Raw genomic sequence first — 20,349 nt, 5'->3', positions numbered from 1 at the left:
TAATTTACCATGGAATATTATGGAGGTCAAGTAACTAGTAAAATTGAGTTTAAGATGTTACAGTATTTCCAAAAAAAGAACGGGGTTTACCTTCTATGCTTTGGACGATTTCCTGAATAGCTTACATCATGATTTGCGAAGCACCAAATCTGATAGAGGCAGCGTCAAATTCCTCCATCTCTCGGGTACATCTTCACATTTATTGACGTAAACGGATTGCAAATACTTAGATACTCTGTTAACTTGGCCTTCAATTAATATCTCTCGTATTTCGGACGCCTTTGCAGGCACTAAGTTATTCAATACGATCTTGAATTCATCTAAAGGCAGAAACATATCCAAGCTCTTCTTGTAGAAACATCGAGTTGGAAATCGCGGCGAGCTCCCTGAATCGTATTTAGATAACTTCACATTGTAATAATGCTCGGATAACAATGCGTACGCGTCAAATTCCAAAACAGCAAACTCTTCATCCGGTTCTCTTCGTACATAGGTGTCCATCATTTTCTTACAATCCCTTAATGTGGGCCAAAAAAACACATGCCTGTCCAAACAAGCCCGGAATTGTTCCAGTGTGGTTGCCGCATCTATCATGCTGTTAGCTATCCTAAGATGAGCATTTAGTGTTATCGAATATTCATGATAACTCACTTTCTCAGGCTTTAATCGGCGGTCACCTGTGGAGATGGGATTTATTTTATTACTGGACAATAGCTGGTCGAGATGAGCAATAACCGGTAAGTTCTTTACTCTTGTAAAATGGAATAAGTGCTTTCTGCTTTTTGCTTTTGTTATTGTATTTACAACAGCATCACTCATCGTCTTGCTCCTCTAAATAGAATCGAGAAAAGCCGCAATTATTTTTGCGGCATCCCGGGTGCTTATTAATATTCGTAATTAGGTAAAGGAAACAATTAAGATAGTTAAGTGTTTTGAGGATTTAACTGAGAAATGGAGTAATAGGCACGCTCAGTTTGAAGCATCAGCCCATTTTCATTTTGAATCCCTTGAATGATACCGATAAATGGTATTTCATAAACATCTTCGGGAAGCTTTTGCATTTGACCCTCCTCCGTCTCAATGCTTCCATTACCACGTAGTACAATCGTCTGTGGCAATATATAGCTGTCAAAGGTTTCAGAGCTTCCCATTAAACCAACGTTATCTAGTGCAAATTCAATCTGATCAATATCTTGCTGTTCCTTCTTTTGAATCGTCAAGCTATTTCCTATTTGGCCTTCCAACCAATTGCAAACTTCTTGTGCTGTTATTTCCTCCATAGTGTTCTCCCCTACTTTTATGATTTAGAAGCCTTAACCGGCAAGCGGTCAAGGCTTCTTGTTATTTTTGCCGAGAATCAAAAGGTTCGTCCGTTATTTTGACCTTCCCTTCTGCAAGCTGGTGTATACCGTCACTCGTCCCCGCTGCATACACATCCGAAAGCTGTTCATGCGTAAGTGAACTGCCTTCTAATTTTTTGTCACGAGAATCCTTATCATTTTTCAATGCACTCACCTCCATTTACCTGCTATATCCAATATAGTTTGTACTTTCAGTCTGTTCTTATTCTCTAATATTTGCATATCTTATTTAAGTATTTCTGCTAAGTATGGAAAATCAATAAACGGATTCCGGTTCCCTTGCAATTCAAGGTTATTCATCATAAGCTCAGTAATTTAGCGACGAATTTGGGATTAAATACTTCGGATAGCTCGTCCATTACATTTAAATAGACAAGCCCATTGCCTTCAAGTTTTGGAGAATTCCCTAAGGGTACGGTTCGCTTTATTAATTGAGCATACAGCTCACGCTCTGTGAGATTTCGCTCGAAGCCTTCATTCACAAGTACTTTGATTAACGCCATTGCTCCGGCGACATGTGGAGTTGCCATAGAAGTTCCGCTTAATGTAGCATAGGCTCCGTTTAAATAGGTTGATAAAATTTTCTCCCCAGGGCCAACTAAATCGACTTCATTGTTCGAATTCGAAAAATTGGAAGAGCGTCTCTCCAAGTCAATTGCACCTACGCTAATGACTTCGTTATAACAACCTGGATAGTCAAACTCGTCTGTTGAATCAACCCCGTCACCTTGATTACCTGCCGCACAAATCACAACAATGTTGGCAGCTACGGCTTTTTGAATGGCTTCGTGTAACGCAGGAAGATTTTCTGGACCGCCTAGAGACATGGAAATAATATCCACTTTATGTTCGATCGCATAGTTAATGCCGTTAATTATCCAATCGTACTGACCAGAACCATTTTTATCAAGAACTTTAATAATAAGCAAATTAGCTTCAGGAGCTACTCCGACAACACCATTATTGTTTTTGGTCGCAGCGATGGTTCCGGCAACATGCGTGCCATGACCATTGTAATCCTTGTATACATCTATCTTGCCTTCATCGTCATTCGTAAAGTTAATTCCGCCGACTATTCGTTCTTTTAAGTCAGGGTGGGTGATATCACACCCGGTATCCAGTATGGCAACCGTTATTCCCTTCCCTCGTGTTTGATCCCAGATCTTTGGAGCCTGAATCATTTCCACTCCGGTTGGAATTTCATTGACCTGTTCAATCTTCTCAAGAACTTGAAACGGAATCACACGCACTTGTCGCTCCATTTTAATTACCTCCTAATTAGGATTAAAATAATAAAGCTTTGATTCATTCAAATTTGATGTTGATCGACGGGTTATCTCTATGCTATTATTTGGGAGAACATTTTTAACATATCGTTGTAATTTGCTAAAAAAAACAAGAGTGCTACCAACACTCCTGTTTTTTAGATACATTGGCTTTTGGGACCTCCTGGGGCTAATGGTTCATACACACCTACCTGATCGTTTTAGCGGCGAAGGGGTAGGTTTTTTAGTGTATTCTAACAATGATTAACGCTATAAAAGTTAACAATGCCAAGAGGAAACTCCCAAATTGTAGAATCAACTTTATCATTTCATCTGGTTTCACCTTTACCCTCCTCCTTCCTGACGAAAGGGAGATCCGGGTGGCCTAGTATCTAACAAAAGTTCTACAAAAAGAAAAGTGAGAAGATCGAAACCATCCTGCTAACAGTACCCAAGGATGTTTTTGGGACAGAAAAAGCCTACCCTCATGTGATAGCTGGCTGGCATAGTTTCCCTTAGCCCCTCTAGCTTTGCGTCACCGCCTTTAAACGGTTTTGCCATTATCGTGGGTAGACTTCTATATACTGTAAATCTATTATATGCCTAATTATTATATAAGAATATAGGGAGTTAGACACATTATAGATTGTAAGTGCATACAACAAATTTGTCGAACTTAATCAGGAAATACACCGGATCATAGAAAATCGTCATTCAACTAGTTCGAAAGCAATGTATTCTACTTCTCCGCCCTTAAATTCTCAGTAACCTGCTGTCTTGTGAACTCATAGAAAGTAAAGGCTTCCTCCCAGGTCTGGAACCCCGCCTGCGCGATGATATCGCTACCTCCGCCTTTCCCATTGTATTTCCCTACATATTCTTTGAAGAAAGCACCGCACGAAAGTGGAGAACTACTGTTGTTAGCAAGAATAACTTTGTTCTCCGCAACTGTAGCGAGCAATACGGGAGTATCACTTTCTGAAGCTAGCTTCACCGCCAGACTTTGCAAATCTTTAAGTGTCTTGTCCTCAAACACACTTGCTATCAAGTTGCCTTCGCGGCTTGATAACAGCTCCTGCGCTACATAAGCATTGTTTCTTTCTTTGAGAGCAACCAGTTCAGCCTGAAGCTGCTTCTGTTCAATTTCCCACTTCTCAATCCGGTCGATAATCTCGTCTTTACCGGTGTTGAATTTGGATGACAAGACACCCAAAATCCGCTGGCTTTCATTAAACTCTTTCAAGGCGCGGTATCCGCACAAGAAGTAAATCCGAGTGTTTCCCTTTTGTTTTTCTGCTTTCAGCAGCTTAATCATGCCAATTTCGCCCGTTGATGAGACATGTGTCCCACCGCAAGCGTTGTATTCTACGCCTTTTATCTCGACAATTCGAATATGATCCGTCACTTTGGGCTGTTTAACTAACTGCAGTTGAGCTACTTCTTCTTCGGTTATAAAATAACTAACAATGCTGTTGTTCAGGTAAATTTGCCGGTTTACTTCATTCTCAATTGAAGCAAGCTGGTTCAACGTCAGTTCTGGCTGCTCCACATCGATCGTGGCATAATCGTTACCCAAATGAAAGCTTACCGTCATGGCCTGATAGAGTTCGCGGCACACCGCAGAGAGCAGGTGCTGGCCACTATGCTGCTGCATATGGTCAAATCTTCTTTCCCAATCGATCTGGCAAGTCACCTTGCTCTCATCGGGCAGTCGTGCCAGCTTGTGCAGCACTTCATCGTCTTCATTGATCACATCAAGCACAGGAATCCCGTTAATATGCCCAACATCGCAGGGCTGTCCGCCCCCATGTGGGTAGAAAGCTGTCTCCTTCAGGATGACATAATACCCATTTTCTCTTTCAAGCGTTTGGTGTATCTCTGTTTGCCATTCGGTTACATAAGCAGAATTGTAATATAGTTTTATAGACATGACGATTTCCTTTCTACTTGCTTGCCATTACGAAAAGGCATTTATCATTTAGTACTAGCACTTAACCAACGTGCGCTGTTGAGCACTAGACGCCTGTAAGCTTCCGGTTTAAATGAAGGGGCATGATGTCCGGGTTGTAAATAGATCACTTTCCCAAGACCGTAGGCTTGTTCCCAGGCTGCTGGATACCTGTTCCCATCAAATTCGTACTCTAGAAAAACGGTTTTCTTGGTGAAAGGGTCAAAATCGAACATATACGGCTCTTCCTCCATGCTGAAGTCCTCTACACCCTCGAGTAATGGATGATTCTCCACAGATCCGTAATAATCCAGAGTCTGGTAGGGGGGATGGCCAGTAAATTTTGCGCCGATCATCTGGATCAGCTCGTAGCTTCGTTGAACCGAAATGCCATTATGGATGACAAGCAAGCCGCCTCCACCTGCCACAAATTGAATTATACCTGAAGTTCGTTCCGGTGACAGATCTCGGTTCCAGCAATCCGTATAGGATATGCAAAGCGAAAATTGTTTCCGATCCAATTTCGTGAAACTGTTGTAGTCCTCCGTACTCGTAATCAGAAAATCTTCGCCAAGAATCCTGGTAAGCTCCTGCTTCGCAGGTTCCAATGGATGCCATGGGGCATCTGTATGGTCACCAACCAAAAGTACATTCGTTTTGTCACTCATGCGATCTTCTCCCCCACCTTTCGTTTTACCAAGGCAATTCTTTTCCGGTGTCTGCTTCAAGATAAACCGGCATTTCGCGCAGCGTATCTTTATATTCCTTCATACGTTTCAAAATATTGGCTGCCGCTTGTTCCGCTGTATAAGTACCCGCATCGTTCCATGTACCGCTCATATACGTTTTGACCCAACCAGGATGTAGAATAAGGATACGTCCGCCTTCTTTTCGAATCTGGTTATGGATGATCGTGGCGCGTTGTTGATTAGGATATCCAGTTTAGAGGTTTTGCTCTTAATGAGACTAGCAGCATTCATCACGCTTTCATCTGATCCCACATCCAAAACAAATGCTTGCAGCTGATTAGGGAATTGCTCAGCCAATAGGTCCATTTCTGCGTTGTGCTCCAAGATACCCCCTGCATAAACCATATACCCTTCTCGCAACAATGACTTCGTAATTGCTAGACCTATCCCTCTATCCGTTCCGGTTACACAAGCCGTTTTATTATTCGACATTTGATCGTCCTCCTGTGTATGGGTTGATCGCGATTTACTAAACCTCTCCCCAATATATCTCGGTTTCATAGTCGAAGAACACTTTTCCATCCTGCTCATGCCGTTCAAATATATGCTGCAGTTCCGTCATCATCGGCTTAAAATTGGGGTGCTCAGGTACGGGAATATAGGAAGATGACATCAACCTCCCCTTTAAACCTTCAAAATCGAGAACCTGAGTAATAGCGAATCGTTCTAGCTGCATACTATCGTTCTTGAAGAAAGACGCCAGCGTTTCCTGCGAAATATTTTTATGAGTAACTTTTTCATAATCGCTTCCAAATGTACGAAGCAATAAGTCGTACTCTTCTCTGAATGCATTGCCATGTTCTAGACGCGAATTCCAGATCAATAGTACCTTCCCGCCAGGCTTCAGAATCCGATGGAATTCGGCTTGTGCGGCCGTGCGATCAAACCAGTGAAACGCTTGGGCACAAACGATAAAGTCAACAGACTCATTCGGTAGACCAGTCGCTTCAGCAGAGCCCGGTACGGTACGAAAATTCACATCTCCGCTCAACATTTGCTCAGCGGCTTCCCGCATCGCTTGATTCGGTTCAACAGCGATTACTTGACTTCCTCTTTGTAAGAGCAGCTTTGAAAAGATACCTGTCCCTGCGCCGATGTCTGCAATGATGGCATTTGCGCGCAAACCAACGACGTCGTACAAGTAATCAATAGCCTCTTTCGGATAACTCGGGCGGAATTTCACATAGGTATCAACGCGATTTGAAAAACGTTCTTTATGATTATTCATCTCATACCTCTCCCATCTGAAAAAATATCCTTCTACAAACAAAGCGGCCAACTGTTATTGAGTGAAACGACTACTCTTGTTTCACTGAATGAAACAACGTTTCACAATATACATCTCTATCATATTCAATTATTTGGCAAAAGTCCATAACAAATACATAGCTTTAAAAAGCAAAAAACGGCCGCAAAATTCGCGACCTTTCAACCCTTTTTTCAACTTCAACCCTTCTCGAATTCGGTAGGATAGCTAGCTCCAATTGGCGCATCCGGTCTTGTAAATTGTCCCATTAAATAACGTCGTGTAGCTGTTGTGCGCTCTAAGAATTCTTGATTATTTTCGAAACGATCTGAGCATCGAACCCATGGCGGACTATAAATATAGTGCATCGTATATCGGTCATAATCACCATCATGAGCGAAAGTCCGATGCCAGACGGCATTATGAAAAAATAATACCGATCCCGCCGGTGCAAGATGACATGACCGATCGGAACATCATCCTTGGCTGTTCTAATCGCACCCGGAAGCTGATCTTGGCTTCTATGGCTTCCTGGGATCATCTCCATATTCCCCTTTCTAGGCATGGATTGGTCCGTCAATAAGAAAGAAGCTCGAAGCTGAATCAGCGGAATCGGATAGCCGAGTTTATTAAATTCGTAAGCACCTGACCCATCCTGATGCCACCCCCCGACTCCGCCGAAAGCAGGCTGTTTGGTACACCATGCGGACTGTTAAATGAAGCGATCTCCGTAAAGCGCCCTGACTTTAGGCAATACAGCGGGATGATCAATCAATCGCTCCAAGGCGGATTCCGTTTCATAGCCTTTTCCCACCTGTGCCCAACCTTTTGCGTCGGCTGACTCGTGTAAGCGGATGGATGCTTCCAGGCATTCCTTCACTTCATCTCCGGAGAGTACATTAGAAATAATCAGATAGCCCCATGCTTCAAACATGAACCGATCGAGCTCCGTAAATTCTCCTGGATTAGAAATAGGATTCATAGTAAAGCTCCTCCTTTTATAAACAAATGATTATTTCTTAACCAATAGTTCTCCAGTGGATTCTCCTAACACCAAGGCCGATTTTACGATCACTTTAGTGGGCCCTCTCACACTCTCCTGGTTATTCAGCAGTTTAAGCAGAAGTTCAGCCGATTTAGCGCCGATTTCCTGCTCATGCTGGTCTATATGCGTGAATGTAGGGTTTCCGTCTAGTTCTGATGAAGGATTATCGTACGTTATAATTGAGAGGTCGCGAGGTACATGCATTCCCAATTTTTTAACGATACTGGCTACAGTCAAGCCCAGCTTCAAATTTAATGTAAGGTATGCGGTTGCTTTGCGATTTTTGAGATCATGATATAACGGGTGATTTTCTGATGGGATCGTATCCGTCACTTGAAAATCTGTCACAATTAAAGCCGGGTTAATCATCGAGCCTTTTTGTTTCAGTGCTTCCATATACCCGCGAATCCGTTCGTCGACGGTCACTGTACTGATCGGAATATCAGAGCAAATAGCGATGTCCCGATGTCCTATCTCCCACAGATGGTTAACCGCCAGTTGCGCGCTCATCCAATTATCCGAACAGACACAATGGGTATCAAAGCCTGGCAAGTAGCGATCAATGAGCACGAAAGGAAATTTCCGCAGTTTCAATACCAGGATTTCTTCGTTGTATGTTTCCGCATCAATTGGAAAAATAATAAGTCCGACAGCCCCATTCTTAATCAGCTCCTGAATGGCTTCCTTCTCCCGCTCCTTGCTATTGTGAGTAAGCACAATCGACACATAATAATCGGTGTTCTCGAGAACGGAGTTGATTCCCTTTAATAGTCGAATAGCAAAGAAATCCTCAAGTAAGGGTAGAACGAAGCCGATCATTTTGCGGTAGGAAGCACGCTCATCTTGCTCCTTCACATCCATAGTGTCAAGTTGCTTATTCTCCACGCTCTTATTTACTTGTGTGCGGGATTCTGGACTAACGAAGCTTCCTCTCCCCGGAATCCGGTAAATCCATCCGTCTTTCGCCAGCTGTGTAAGCGCATTGGAAACCGTCATTCGACTGACACCGAATTGTTCCATCAGCTGCTTTTCCGTTGGAAATTTGTCATTTTCCTCCAAAGCGCCTAATTGGATCAACTGTTTAAAATGCTCTTGAATCTGCAAGTATAGCGGTTGTCGTTCATCCGTCCTGGCTGATACCCGCATTCTGTTCATATATCTCCCCCTCAGAAGGGCTCAGTGTGACACATCGCCATGCTTCTTCCATATCCCGGATTAAATCATCCGGATCTTCGGAACCTATATAGAGTCGAACAAGCGAACCTTTTTGCTGATCATTATTATTTAAGGCATTGACATTGATTAAACTTTCGAAACCACCCCAGCTGGCTCCAATCCGAAAATAGTGCAGATGGTCCGCCCAAGCTCTTAATTTGACAACCGGCTCATTGGATTCGAACGAAAACAAACTGCTGTACCCCGACATTTGCGTACGGGCCAGCTCATGCAGAGGGGAATTTGTTAACCCCGGATGGTTAACGTTCCGGACATAATGTTGCCTGCCTAAATATTCCGCAACCTTTAACCCGCTCGTTTCATGCCGTTGCATCCGCATTGGGAGCGTACGCAGCCCCCGCGTAACCAAACCCGCTGTCTGTGGCGTCATGATGCCGCCGAACAACATATACTCCGTCGACATCAGCGAGTCCATCAATCGATGGGAGCCGACCACAACACCTCCCACGCAATCGCTATGACCGGAAATGTACTTCGTGATCGAATGGACGACGAGGCTAACCCCCATTGTTAGCGGATTTTGATGACAAGGCGTCGCCCACGAGTTATCGAGGATCGTTTCCGCTCCTATACTTTGAGCCAATGCCGCACAACTTCGTATATCTTGCAGCTGGAACATCATGCTAGTCGGGCTCTCCAAATAAAGCAGTTTGGTATTCGGCCGAACTGCACATTTCCAGTTGTCCAGTGAGCTGCCATCGACAAAGGTCGTTTCGACCCCAAACTTTCGCAGGTAGACGCCTAGAAATTCTCGTGTCGGTCCGTACGCCTGATGTGTGCAAATGACGTGGTCATCCTGCTTGACTATGGACATAATTGCTGCCGAAATCGCCGCCATTCCGGATGCAAAGCACTTGGCTCTTTCCCCTTGCTCCAATTGAGCGAGTTTGTCCTCTAGGTACCTCACCGTAGGATTATTGCCTCTGGAATACACGAAGTTTTCTTGCTCATCGAGTCTTGCCAAGTTGAATTGCTCGTACGTATCAAACGAAAATAAACTCGTCTGATAAATGGGTACACTGATGGCGCCATGATGACGATCATCGTGTGCATCATGCGCCACGATGGAATAAAGCTTCTCCTTTGCGTTCACTACCCTTTCACCGCCCCTTGGGTTAATCCTTCTACAATAAATCGCTGTGCTAGGGCAAACAAAAGTATCGTTGGGAGGATGGACAGCACAGTTCCGGCGGACATAGAACCCCAATCCACATTAAATTTGAGGATAAAAGAATTCATCGCTACCGGCAGTGTTTTTAACGATTCGTTATCGATAAACATAACGGCCAAGAAAAGCTCATTCCAGTTCTGGACGAAAGCAAAGATGAACATCGAGGAAATGCCCGGCATCATGATCGGGATAATGACTCGAATGAGGGCAGACAGCTGGGAACAGCCGTCGATCATCGCTGCTTCCTCCAAGTTGGCAGGAATTCGCTGGAAAAAGCCTCGCAGCATAATCGTTGAGAACGGGATCAAGATGACCGTATACATGAGGATCAATGAAATTCGCTGATTAAGCAGATGCAAGTTTGACATCATCATGTAAAGCGGAGCCAGAGCAATGAAGCCTGGGAGCATCTGCGTTACGAAGAAGGCAAGCATAATTTGCTTGTGGCCTCGAAACCGAAATCGTGCGAGCACATAAGCGCTGCATATGGCGATCACGATTACGATCAGAGCAGAAGAAATCGACACGAAAAGGCTGTTGGCCATATATACGTTAAACTTAGATACTTTGAAAATGTTCACGTAATTTTGCAGTGTGAACTGCTCGGGCCAGTAATGGACGGGATAACTGAATATTTCCTTTTGCGGCTTTAACGAGGTGATGACGATCCAGTATAACGGAAACACCATAATAACTAAGTACACGGAAAGAAAAGCAACTTTGATGAACCGATACCCGTAATTTCGTTTCATTTAGAAGTCACCTACTTTCTCCGACTTAGTTACCATCAAATAAAACAAAGTGTACAAAAACAACATGACGATCATAATGACCCCGACTGCCGATGCAGCCCCATAGTCTCCGTCATAAATAATTTTATTGAGCATCAAAGAGGACAAGATGTGGGTTGCCCCTCCCGGTCCGCCATTCGTCATGCCGTAAATGAGCGTAGGATCATTGAAGATCCAAATAACCCGCAGCAGCGTTGTGGCGATGATGGTCGGCATAATGTACGGAATCGTCACATAAAGCAGCTTTCGATAACCGTTCGCTCCATCGATACTCGCTGCTTCGTACAGCTCCGAAGGTATGGATTGCAGAGCAGCCAGCAGCATGATGGTAAAAAAGGCTATCCCGTACCACACGTTGGCGACAATAACGGAAGACATGGCCCAGTTCGGATCCGACAAGAACCCGATCCGATCTTCAATAATACCAAGACGCAACAAGAGATCATTGATGACACCAATTTGAGAGTTAAACAGCCATTTCCAAATAAGGCCAATCAGAAATCCCGATAAAGCCCATGGATAAAAAATAAAGGCTTGGTACACCCCTCGTCCCCAAAATTTCTTATTCAGAAACAGCGCCAGGATAAACCCTAATAGAAATTGCAAAATTAAGGAGAAAAACACCCAGTAGGCACTGTTTTTCATTGCTGCAAGAAATTGCTGATCTCGAAACGCTTCGACGAAGTTTTGTATGCCGACAAAATGCACCTGCTTCAGATTGAACAACTTGTAATTTTGAAAAGCCATCACCACACCCTTGAAGAAGGGATAGTATGTAAAAATCATTACAAGCAGCAGTGCGGGCAGCAAGCTGGAAAGAATGAATTTTTGCCGAGAACTCACATGAACACCCCCCGGTAAGAAAAAGCGGCAGGCAATGACCGCCGCCGCTTCCAACTACTTCCTTTATTTTTTCATTCCCGCTTTCTGATCTAACCAAAATTTATCCCATTCCTTCAGAGTATCGTCCGTCGACTTCTTGTCGAGCAAATACGATTGCTGCCCCTTCATGCTCAGCTCACCCCAGCTCCCGTTGCCAGGATATTTGAACGGCGGTGTAAAGTTGACGAAAATATCTGCTTTTGAAGTCATATCGAGCAGTGTCTTGTAAGGGCCCGTTTGGAAGAACGTATCGGCTGTCGCCGATGTATGAATCGGTATTGTGCCAATTTGCTTAGAAAACTCCGTATTTTCTTTCGGGCTCGAGAGATAAGATATCAATTTCCAAGCTTCGTTCTTACTTTTGGAATTCGCTGTAACGCCCCATCCAGCAGCTCCTGTACTAACTAGTGATTTACCGTTAGGTCCGAGGGGCATCGCTGCCGTTTCTAATGTTTTGGGGTCCATTTTATCCTGTAGCACCTTAATTACGTCTGGATCCTGGAGTAAAATGCCGGTTACCCCAGATGTAAAAGCTTGAACCTGATCTTGGAATCCCCAGTTGATCGAATCCGGCGGCGACGCCTCTTTATAAAGCTTCTTGTACAGCTCTAATGCCTGCTTAGCTTCAGGTGTGCTGTACACCGTCTTGCCGTCCTTCGTAAACGGCGCATCGTCGATATTCATCACTTTGTCGTTATAATCGTAAATCATATGGTCGAAGTTGCCGTTAGCTCCCGGACCTCCGCGGAATGAGAAACCGTACCGATTTTGCTTCGGATCAGTCAGCTTCTTGGCAGAATCGACCAGCTCTTCCCATGTCTTCGGTGCAGCAAGACCCTTGGCGTCGAACCAATCTTTCCGGTAAAACATTTGTCTTTGATAAAGAGCGTTCGCGATAAAGTAAAGTTTGCCGTTATTCGAGCCTACAACTTTGGATGTACCAGAGAGCGTTTTACTATCCGCCCAACTCGATGCGTAGGTATCCAATGGTTCCAAATAACCATTATTGACGTACTCAGCAATGTTCAGATCCCGTACCTCGAGAATGTCGAGTTCTTGCTTGGCGGCAAGCATGGTTCTGATTTTATTGTCCGCTTGATCGAATGGCGGTGATATGAGCTCCACTTTGATGTTTGGATTGTCCTTTTGAAACCGAGCAATGGCATCTTGAAGCAATTTAGTGCGTTCCGGACTCGTTAAACTTTCAATCATTTGAAGCGTTATTTGTTTGGCTGGTGGCTCAGTACTCTTCACGTTCTCATTGGGCGCTGCCGTATTTCCGCTTGGAGTTGCCGTAATCTCGGAGCTTCCACTCCCACTACATCCTGCTAAGGTACCCAATAACATAACGCCGGCAAACAAAGTTGTCCATCCTTTGACCACAGCTGCCCCCATATCTTACGCCCCCCTCAATTTAGTCATATTCAACTATATTGTCTTAATTAAATAGATATGTCTTATTGCTGCTCTGTTTATTAAATGAAAAAAACGCTAATGACACGTCAATGTCATCAGCGTTTTATTTTCTTTTATATCCCTTCATTAACAACATGGTTTTGTTTATGCTCAACAACTAAAGCTGCTCGCATGAGCTCTCTCATGACATCGGATTGCAGTTGTGGATTTAAATAGAGGGTTTTGATATACAGCTGGCCTTTTTCACTCGACGTATATTTGGGAGGTATACGATTTAAAACTAAAGCAAGAATATCCTCTTTGCAATGCTGACAACCGCATTTGACATCATAGCTTTTCTGAAACTCTTCATACAAATTACTAACGATTGCTTCTACTGCATTAACTACTCCCATACTTCTTCAAACTCCTCTATACCAGCATTTATCTCTCTACTATTCAATCATGAATATGTTTAGTAAGTGTTAGGCTATAGCTTATTCAATTTTCCAATCATACTGATAGACGAAATGAGTGATTATTGATCATTGTTTACTTTTTGGTTACTTAGAAGACATGCCATAATACGGCTCTCTCTGTTTATTCTTATCCTCAAGAACTTGATCCCATTAAACAGAAAAAAACCGCGGTTTCAGCGGCTGCCCCTTTTGTGCGCAGATTCAAAGCTTATTACTTTTTTGATGTTATACGGTTTCCGTGCTGTTTATGAATGCTTTCAAACGCTCTAACTGAAGAAGATGATGCCGATAATGCATCTCAATGAGTGCAAACCATTCTTTCGCGTTTAGCGCGCCTAATCTTGGATGCAAAGAGGTACATTTCGTAGATATGTCCTCAAGCAAAGGCTCGATTTCTTTCATTCGTTGGAGCACCGTATGCATGCCATCGATGATCTGCTGCTTACTAACTGGCTGCTCGGGCGTATATTGAGGAGAAGCTGGAACCCTAATACGTTCAGGTGGAAAACCGCCTAGCTTAAAGACTGCTTCTCCCGCTTCCGTTTTTTCTCCTACAGCATCGACTGCATCTGAGCTCTGACTTCGGCATTTCTCAATATTGCCAATCTGCATGAAGAGTGCTGTTTTGATAAGATGAAGGTACAGCTGTCCAAGCGACCATTCATTCTCATTTGACTGAATTTTCAGTTGCTCTATGCTCAGAGGATGTAATTCATCTAGGTATTGGTGCGTGAGTTCCTCAATTCGTTTCAAAGTTTCGGCTGTTTGTATCATATTATTAGCTCCTCTCGAATCTTGTACCTTAAGTATACAAAACACTACTGACAGCTGTATGTCAGTAGTGTTTTTGCGTTTTATGACTTTCGTATCATATAAATTCCTTGAGGAATGACTAGCCAGAAGCCCGATATCGGCATTATTATAGCCCCTACAACAGAGAGTATGAGGATATGCCAGCCCACAAAGCGAGGAATTGCAAGACCTTTCTCTTTGGTCATCCAGCGCATCATTCGTCCAATAATCCACAACAAAATACCAAAAAATAAAAACCAGAAAGCTGCCGACCTGTCGAAGGATTGATCAACGGAATTCCATATCCCCGATTTCACCATCTCGCTGAGCGGTTTCCAAAATAGGATCAAACCGACGACATTATGAATATAAGAAGTCCACTCCATCATCCATCCGCTGTGCTTCTGAATGGCCATGCCGCACCTCCTTAGAGTTCCGTTGTATTAAAATATCTAACGTAAACAGAGCTTTAATCCTCAACAGGAATCTGTTTCAAATTGTTTCTGTCGTTCACTGGTTTCTCAGAATCATTCTCTTCCAACCGGACAATAGCCGCATCAAGTAGAGACTTGACTCCTAATAATGTTTCTTTTTCTGCTTGACGAAAATGAGCTCTTGCTGCCTCTGGAACGAGTCTTGCCACAGCGATGTTTTTAATATCCTCGAAGAGGAGCGCAATATTTTCTAAATCCTGCATGTTTGTGCGGATGCTCATGAACCATCTCTTCCTTCCTATTTACGATTCTTCGTTCGGACCGAAATGTATGGTTAGTATGCCGTCTGCAAGACGTGCAGCCTCCACCTGTCGGCCCAGCAAGACCCTCGGCAGTGCAACAATCCGTCTGTAGCTGCCCACCTGCAGTGTCAATTCATCGCCTTTTTGATTTAATTGGAGCTGCTTCTTTTCGGTAAAAGGTAGTGAGATGCGGAGTTCATATCCTCCTTCTGTTTTCTTCACTTCCTCTATGATGCCTTTGTGTAGAATCGCTCCGCATTCCCGTTCGTGGAAAGCTGCTGCTGCAACGCGCTCAAGCATCTCTTTCCCAACAACCTCAAGAGGCATTAGAGGTACTTTCAAGATCGGCAGAGGACTAAAGCATTGGACAATTTCTTCTTCGTACTTGTTCTGAATTTGTTTCCACTGTGCAAAATAACCTTCGGATGCTTCTTCGGAAAGCACTTTATTAACAATGACGGCATCGGTGTGAAACCCGTATAAATTGAGGTTAGTGAAAGCTCTCCGCGCTTCGGAAATAACCATTTTCTCCGGATTAACAACAAGGCGTATGCTAGTAATTTCGGGATCGGCGATCACCTGCTGCAGCTTTTCCAATTGATCGACTACTTGGCTGAAGCTGTCCATAACATCGTCGTTGGGCAGTTCCAAGCCCTTGGTCACTTTCAGGATCGGGCGTGCCAGCTTGAGAATTTTACGCTCGTAAGGAAATATATTCCGCACCCACCATCGAAGTAGCTGAGGATAGCTCAGCAATCGAAGTGTTTCTCACCGGTCGGTGCGCAATCCACAATGATTGCATCATACAGTCCACTTTCGGCATGCTCTTTAATTCTCAAGAGGCTAAATAATTCTTCAAACCCTGGAAACACCATTAGCTCTTCAGATCCGATATCATCCAAGTTGGCCCACTGCATAAAGTTCGAGAACCAATTGCGAACACTCCCCCAATACCGCTGTGTTTCCTTTAAGCTATCGATTTCTTGCGCCCATAAACGCTCATGAATTAATAGGGGTTCGTGCTGCAGCGGAATACCAAGCGAATCCGATAAGCTATGGGCAGCATCCGTACTTATAACAATCGTTCGCTTTCCTTCGGCAGCCATTCGGTAAGCCGTTGCTGCGGCGATACTGGTTTTTCCCACTCCGCCTTTACCTGTGTAAATAATAATCCGCATGCTTAGCACCTCCAATAGTACGATTTCGTAGTAATAGCATAAAAAAATTAATCGATTTCAATCGTTCTCGTCTGCGTCGATTTCGAAGGTCCGGCAGGATCTGCATTTTGCTGCAAAGCTTTGGCCACTTTCAACGAGAGATGAATGAATTGCTGAAGCTCCTCGGCAGTTAGAGCACGTTCAATACGCCCAAACATGACATTCATCGTACCTAGCGCCTCTTCAGCTATCAGTTCTCCGTCTTCCGTCAATCGATTAACAATGATTCGCTGGTCTTGCTGCGATTTCTCTCTATAGATATAGCCTTTTCGCACAAGCCGCTTGGCAATACTGGTCGCCGTACTAAGAGGCGCACCCAAGTGTTCAGCCATTTGGGACATCGTCAGCTGCCCATGAAATTTCAGCAACAGCAATGTGGAAAAATCAGAATTCGTGAGCTGCAATTCCAGGTAGGTAGTATCAGGAAACATACTGAGTGGTCGAAGACCATTTTTGAAAATAAGCTCAAACAGCTGCTGCATGAACATTCCTTTCTTCTTTCCATAAACTACGATATCGTAATTAATTCCTACTCTTAAATTACTACGTAATCGTAGCAATGTCAACTGTGTAATTCATCATTTAATCGGAATTGAATTCAGGAAAATAAGGATAAATACGATTGGAATCATCTCATTACTTTTCCAACAAAGTTTTTTCTTATGTTTGACATACTCGGCATAATACATACTAAAAAAAACCACTTAATTCCTGTTAAAGAAATTAAGCGGTTCCTGATTTTATTTATATCTTCTCTTATCTGTTTTCCTAGCTTTCCTAAGAAAGTTAATTAACAGTTATTATAACTGCACGATTCCAAAAATCAATGCATTATTCAATCACAGCTATTGCATCAATCTGAACCATAAAACCCATATTTGCTGGCCCTATTGTTCGAGCTGGATATGGTTTTGAGAAGTACTCTTTGTAAATCAAATTAAATTCATCGAAGCCTACTCCTTCTCCAAGGAAGACAGTTACTTTTACCACATCTTTCAATGCAGCACCTGATTCTTCTAAAATTGCTTTAAGGTTTTCTAATGCCCTTCTCGCTTGTTCTTCTAAAGTATTTCCTACTAATCTACCTGTTTCGGGATCAAAAGGTCCTTGTCCAGCAACGTAAACCGTATTACCTACTTTAATTGCTTGAGAATATGGCATTCCCTCTGGGTTTTGTGCTTTCGATGTAAAAATAACTTCTTTCATGGTATACCTCCAGTTTCGTATTTCAGAACAAGGATCTTATGTGATTCGCCGCGGAGCACAAGTGTTATAGGATTTTAGGATGCAGCTGCCATCTTCTTATTTAACTCATCAGTTATGGTTTGATAGCTTTCCATATATATTTGTCTTCTCTAACACCTATATTGCCATTAATTATATGTTCTTTGACCTTTTGTTGAAGCTCGTTGCTCATTGTTGGAGTTGTATAATCCGGGTTACCTGGTGTGTCTGTTAAAAACTTAGCGAATTCCCTCTCGTTGGGAAAATAATAGATGGCGTCCTGAAATTCTTCAATCTCAATATTTATAAATCCATTAGCGAGTAATCGCTCTTTTACTTTCTCTAGCGCACCGGAATGGATACCGAATATGGTGCCTTTGCTTGTTAAGATTCTGCTATGATTTAGTATTGAAGTTGGGCCTCTTCTATTGTAAATCAGATTAAATTGATCATTATTAAAAGGCAGTTCCCCCTTGGTTGAACAATAAACAAATTTAACGTTATCGCAATTAGCCTCCTCTAAACTAGATTTAGCAATGTTTATCATTTCTAATGAGTTGTCAAAGCCAGTAATATCAGTTCCCATTCTCCCCATCTTCTTAGTAAATTCCCCGTGACCGCATCCTGCATCTAAGACGGACATAAACTCTGGCAACATGCTAGTTAATCTCTGTTCAAAAATCTCTTCGGCTGAAACTCCTTCAACTGTATATATGGCAGTGCTTTTATACCCACCATTTTTCCTGGCGATTATGTCATACCACTCAATTCCCATGCATGTACCTCCATCCTCAAGACCGAATAATTGCTTTATCTTTCAGCCACCTTTAGACAAATTCAATAAATCCCAAAAAACCCCTGCATTTCTCATAACTTGTGCTCATGCCGCTTTCTATCTTCAAAAAATTGAAGGAGCCAGCATGAACGCTACAAAATAGCAGCTCATGCCGGCTTATCTAATATTGATAATATTATAAAGGCGTTTGGTCCGAATCAAAGTAACTATTGATTCTCATAATACTTGACTAATTCAATAACCATAGCCCCCATCCGTTCGTTTTCAGGAACGATGACGTGGTCCAATCCTTCTTCTCTCAATGCCTCTTCCGTTACTTTGCCGACCGCTACTGCATTCACTCGAGTCTTGAACGATTCTCGAACGATCTCATCGATGCCTTGACGTTTCGCATATTCAAACAGATATCGCACCTGCACCGCGGTAGTAAAACAAACAGCGTCTATCGAATTCGTTGAGAGCTCATGACACAATGTATCCAAAGTGGATGATTCCGGTTCTACATGCCGATAAGGCAGCAGTTGAATAACATTCGCCCCCCGATTCTCTAAGAATTGGATCAAATTGGGCTGAGGTTCACCATGTAACTGGACAACTACTGTTTTGCCCGCGAAATCGCAAAGGTCCATACTTCGAATTAATCCTAGTGTCGTTCCATCTTCATCGACAATTTCAGGTTTTATATCCAATTTCTTAAGATGTGCATACGTCTTATATCCACGTGCCGCTACCTTCGCTTCTTTCATTTTTTGAATCAAAGTTGAATGAATTCCTAACCGTTCTGCAGCACCCAGCAGTCTATCTGTTCCAGTGCCTGTCGTAAGAACAAACCAATCCATCTTATTATTCACGCAAAATAATAATTCTTGTTCAATTGCCGACTCATCAAAATATAAAAGGCCTTGCAAAGGACGAATGACAGGTATACCTCCCTGCTTCTCAATTAATAGACTCATTTCCTCTGTTTTTCTAGAACCCGCAATGACGATTTTCTTGTTGTTCAGCTTTTTCATTTTCTATAAATCCCCCTCTGAATGCCGTCCCTTTAATAGTACTTGTTTTCAAGTAATTTTAAAATGACCACGCTTCGCATTGTGTAGCGAAGGCGTGGTCATTTTTATTCGATCGAATAACGAATATACGCTAGCAAGGCTAACAATCCTGCAGCAATTGAAATCACATAGAAAGATGTAAGCCGAACCCATTTTACTTCTGTTTTTTGGAAATAGGATTGATCGCCTTCACGATTCTTACGAGAAAAACCAATCATAAAGGTAACGACTAGACCAAATAATAATATGATTGAAAATATCCCATAATAGATATACATATTCATATAATAACCACCTTTTCTTTGTAAAATTGGTCCTTCGGTGAAATTATATAGGAAGTTGTTCTGAAATTCATCAACCACTTTCGCGCTATTTATACCATCCAATTAGAAGTTCAACCATCCGTTTTCAATCAAAAAGAACTCCTTCCGGAGTTCTTTTCAGCGGTGAATTAATGAATGCTACATAACTTATTTTAATCCTTTTTCTTTAAGAAACGCTTGCCATTGTTTCGTAGTTTCAACTTCAATCTTATCTTGGCCAGCAGCTTTTAACTTGTCAATGTATTTAGGCAGTATGTCGTTGGGATCCACCGCCCCTGTTTCAAGAGCGACTTGGAACTCGTTGTTCACAGCAGTAGTATTCGCTTCCTCTGATTTAATTGAATCCTTATTAATGCCAAATCCGTACGAAGCAGGTACCATCGCGCTATCATTTAGTTTGATTGTTTTCTCCCATACGTCAGGGGTTTGTTTCCCTTTTAAGTAAGCATTGAATTGATTGCCAAATACCCAGTCAACATTCGGAGCATAGCCGGAATCTTTAATGGGTTCAATATATTTGTCATCCTTTTTGATGTAGTGCTTACCTTCAATCCCGTTTGCAATCAGATTATATAACATTTTGTCTGTATTGAGAAGATTGATTAACATAAGCGCTCGTTCCGGATTTTTGGATGTTTTAC

The 20,349-nt window shown here is 42.8% G+C and carries 29 protein-coding genes, 1 pseudogene and 1 riboswitch; all 30 genes and pseudogenes read right to left on the bottom strand.

What is annotated here, in order from left to right:
* Window positions 1-126 precede the first annotated feature (126 nt).
* A complete protein-coding gene (locus QFZ78_RS03380) occupies window positions 127-819 on the bottom strand; it encodes a DUF7002 family protein (protein ID WP_307545360.1) in 693 nt (230 codons plus the stop codon).
* 104 nt (window positions 820-923) lie between these two features.
* Window positions 924-1,280, bottom strand: a complete 357-nt coding sequence (gene ymzB, locus QFZ78_RS03375; protein WP_307545358.1) for a protein YmzB — start codon at window positions 1,278-1,280, stop codon at window positions 924-926.
* A gap of 61 nt (window positions 1,281-1,341) precedes the next feature.
* Window positions 1,342-1,506: a YozQ family protein gene (locus tag QFZ78_RS03370; protein ID WP_307545356.1), complete on the bottom strand. Its 165-nt coding sequence runs from the start codon at window positions 1,504-1,506 to the stop codon at window positions 1,342-1,344.
* Between the two features lie 154 nt (window positions 1,507-1,660).
* Window positions 1,661-2,623, bottom strand: coding sequence for a S8 family peptidase (locus QFZ78_RS03365; RefSeq protein ID WP_307545353.1), 963 nt, complete (start codon window positions 2,621-2,623; stop codon window positions 1,661-1,663).
* A 247-nt stretch (window positions 2,624-2,870) separates the two neighbouring features.
* Window positions 2,871-2,954, bottom strand: a complete 84-nt coding sequence (locus tag QFZ78_RS38350; RefSeq protein ID WP_367618672.1) for a putative holin-like toxin — start codon at window positions 2,952-2,954, stop codon at window positions 2,871-2,873.
* Window positions 2,955-3,114: 160 nt separating this feature from the next.
* Window positions 3,115-3,195: riboswitch (cyclic di-GMP riboswitch) on the bottom strand.
* Window positions 3,196-3,365: 170 nt separating this feature from the next.
* Entirely contained in the window at window positions 3,366-4,556 is a 1,191-nt protein-coding gene (locus QFZ78_RS03360; RefSeq protein WP_307545351.1) for an alanyl-tRNA editing protein, read from the bottom strand.
* A 44-nt stretch (window positions 4,557-4,600) separates the two neighbouring features.
* Entirely contained in the window at window positions 4,601-5,242 is a 642-nt protein-coding gene (locus tag QFZ78_RS03355; RefSeq protein ID WP_307545349.1) for a ThuA domain-containing protein, read from the bottom strand.
* 25 nt (window positions 5,243-5,267) lie between these two features.
* Window positions 5,268-5,414 (bottom strand): hypothetical protein, encoded by a 147-nt coding sequence (locus QFZ78_RS03350; protein WP_307545347.1) that lies wholly within the window; start codon window positions 5,412-5,414, stop codon window positions 5,268-5,270.
* Complete coding sequence (locus tag QFZ78_RS03345; RefSeq protein WP_307545345.1) at window positions 5,411-5,755, bottom strand: SDR family NAD(P)-dependent oxidoreductase; 345 nt, start codon at window positions 5,753-5,755, stop codon at window positions 5,411-5,413. The genes QFZ78_RS03350 and QFZ78_RS03345 overlap by 4 nt, the downstream gene beginning before the upstream one ends.
* 37 nt (window positions 5,756-5,792) lie before the next feature.
* Entirely contained in the window at window positions 5,793-6,551 is a 759-nt protein-coding gene (locus tag QFZ78_RS03340; protein ID WP_307545343.1) for a class I SAM-dependent methyltransferase, read from the bottom strand.
* Window positions 6,552-6,867: 316 nt separating this feature from the next.
* Window positions 6,868-7,110: a hypothetical protein gene (locus tag QFZ78_RS03335; protein WP_307545341.1), complete on the bottom strand. Its 243-nt coding sequence runs from the start codon at window positions 7,108-7,110 to the stop codon at window positions 6,868-6,870.
* A 27-nt stretch (window positions 7,111-7,137) separates the two neighbouring features.
* Window positions 7,138-7,218: pseudogene (locus QFZ78_RS03330) on the bottom strand (phytanoyl-CoA dioxygenase family protein); the annotation flags it as partial.
* Between the two features lie 63 nt (window positions 7,219-7,281).
* Window positions 7,282-7,551, bottom strand: a complete 270-nt coding sequence (locus QFZ78_RS03325) for a phytanoyl-CoA dioxygenase family protein (RefSeq protein WP_307545339.1) — start codon at window positions 7,549-7,551, stop codon at window positions 7,282-7,284.
* Window positions 7,552-7,581: 30 nt separating this feature from the next.
* Entirely contained in the window at window positions 7,582-8,769 is a 1,188-nt protein-coding gene (locus QFZ78_RS03320; RefSeq protein WP_307545336.1) for a GntR family transcriptional regulator, read from the bottom strand.
* Window positions 8,735-9,943 (bottom strand): trans-sulfuration enzyme family protein, encoded by a 1,209-nt coding sequence (locus tag QFZ78_RS03315; RefSeq protein WP_307545334.1) that lies wholly within the window; start codon window positions 9,941-9,943, stop codon window positions 8,735-8,737. Before QFZ78_RS03315 ends, QFZ78_RS03320 begins: the two co-directional genes overlap by 35 nt.
* Entirely contained in the window at window positions 9,943-10,773 is an 831-nt protein-coding gene (locus tag QFZ78_RS03310; protein ID WP_307545332.1) for a carbohydrate ABC transporter permease, read from the bottom strand. The genes QFZ78_RS03315 and QFZ78_RS03310 overlap by 1 nt, the downstream gene beginning before the upstream one ends.
* The gene (locus QFZ78_RS03305) at window positions 10,774-11,655 is read right to left on the bottom strand and encodes a carbohydrate ABC transporter permease (RefSeq protein ID WP_307545330.1); all 882 of its coding nucleotides are present in this window, start codon (window positions 11,653-11,655) and stop codon (window positions 10,774-10,776) included.
* 63 nt (window positions 11,656-11,718) lie between these two features.
* Window positions 11,719-13,089 (bottom strand): ABC transporter substrate-binding protein, encoded by a 1,371-nt coding sequence (locus QFZ78_RS03300; RefSeq protein WP_307545328.1) that lies wholly within the window; start codon window positions 13,087-13,089, stop codon window positions 11,719-11,721.
* 134 nt (window positions 13,090-13,223) lie between these two features.
* Window positions 13,224-13,505, bottom strand: coding sequence for a late competence development ComFB family protein (locus QFZ78_RS03295; RefSeq protein ID WP_307545326.1), 282 nt, complete (start codon window positions 13,503-13,505; stop codon window positions 13,224-13,226).
* A gap of 288 nt (window positions 13,506-13,793) precedes the next feature.
* A complete protein-coding gene (locus QFZ78_RS03290) occupies window positions 13,794-14,339 on the bottom strand; it encodes a DinB family protein (RefSeq protein WP_307555452.1) in 546 nt (181 codons plus the stop codon).
* A gap of 83 nt (window positions 14,340-14,422) precedes the next feature.
* Window positions 14,423-14,776 (bottom strand): DUF6463 family protein, encoded by a 354-nt coding sequence (locus QFZ78_RS03285; RefSeq protein WP_307545324.1) that lies wholly within the window; start codon window positions 14,774-14,776, stop codon window positions 14,423-14,425.
* Between the two features lie 53 nt (window positions 14,777-14,829).
* Window positions 14,830-15,075, bottom strand: coding sequence for a hypothetical protein (locus QFZ78_RS03280; RefSeq protein ID WP_307545321.1), 246 nt, complete (start codon window positions 15,073-15,075; stop codon window positions 14,830-14,832).
* Between the two features lie 21 nt (window positions 15,076-15,096).
* Entirely contained in the window at window positions 15,097-15,852 is a 756-nt protein-coding gene (locus QFZ78_RS03275; RefSeq protein WP_307545319.1) for an ArsA family ATPase, read from the bottom strand.
* Window positions 15,846-16,274: an ArsA family ATPase gene (locus tag QFZ78_RS03270; RefSeq protein WP_307545317.1), complete on the bottom strand. Its 429-nt coding sequence runs from the start codon at window positions 16,272-16,274 to the stop codon at window positions 15,846-15,848. The genes QFZ78_RS03275 and QFZ78_RS03270 overlap by 7 nt, the downstream gene beginning before the upstream one ends.
* A 47-nt stretch (window positions 16,275-16,321) precedes the next feature.
* Window positions 16,322-16,795 (bottom strand): MarR family winged helix-turn-helix transcriptional regulator, encoded by a 474-nt coding sequence (locus QFZ78_RS03265; protein WP_307545315.1) that lies wholly within the window; start codon window positions 16,793-16,795, stop codon window positions 16,322-16,324.
* Between the two features lie 349 nt (window positions 16,796-17,144).
* Complete coding sequence (locus QFZ78_RS03260; RefSeq protein ID WP_307545313.1) at window positions 17,145-17,519, bottom strand: Rid family detoxifying hydrolase; 375 nt, start codon at window positions 17,517-17,519, stop codon at window positions 17,145-17,147.
* A gap of 112 nt (window positions 17,520-17,631) precedes the next feature.
* A complete protein-coding gene (locus QFZ78_RS03255) occupies window positions 17,632-18,312 on the bottom strand; it encodes a class I SAM-dependent methyltransferase (protein ID WP_307545311.1) in 681 nt (226 codons plus the stop codon).
* A gap of 227 nt (window positions 18,313-18,539) precedes the next feature.
* The gene (locus QFZ78_RS03250; protein ID WP_307545309.1) at window positions 18,540-19,346 is read right to left on the bottom strand and encodes a uroporphyrinogen-III synthase; all 807 of its coding nucleotides are present in this window, start codon (window positions 19,344-19,346) and stop codon (window positions 18,540-18,542) included.
* Window positions 19,347-19,450: 104 nt separating this feature from the next.
* Window positions 19,451-19,669 carry a hypothetical protein gene (locus tag QFZ78_RS03245; protein WP_307545306.1) on the bottom strand — a complete coding sequence of 73 codons (219 nt, stop codon included), beginning with the start codon at window positions 19,667-19,669 and terminating at the stop codon, window positions 19,451-19,453.
* A 186-nt stretch (window positions 19,670-19,855) separates the two neighbouring features.
* Window positions 19,856-20,317, bottom strand: coding sequence for a DUF3502 domain-containing protein (locus tag QFZ78_RS03240; protein WP_307545304.1), 462 nt, complete (start codon window positions 20,315-20,317; stop codon window positions 19,856-19,858).
* Window positions 20,318-20,349 lie beyond the last annotated feature (32 nt).

It is taken from the genome of Paenibacillus sp. V4I5, assembly GCF_030817255.1.
Lineage (GTDB): Bacteria > Bacillota > Bacilli > Paenibacillales > NBRC-103111 > Paenibacillus_E.
The sequence above is the reverse complement of the archived record's forward strand: the minus strand, read 5'-3'. Positions and strand labels throughout refer to the sequence as shown.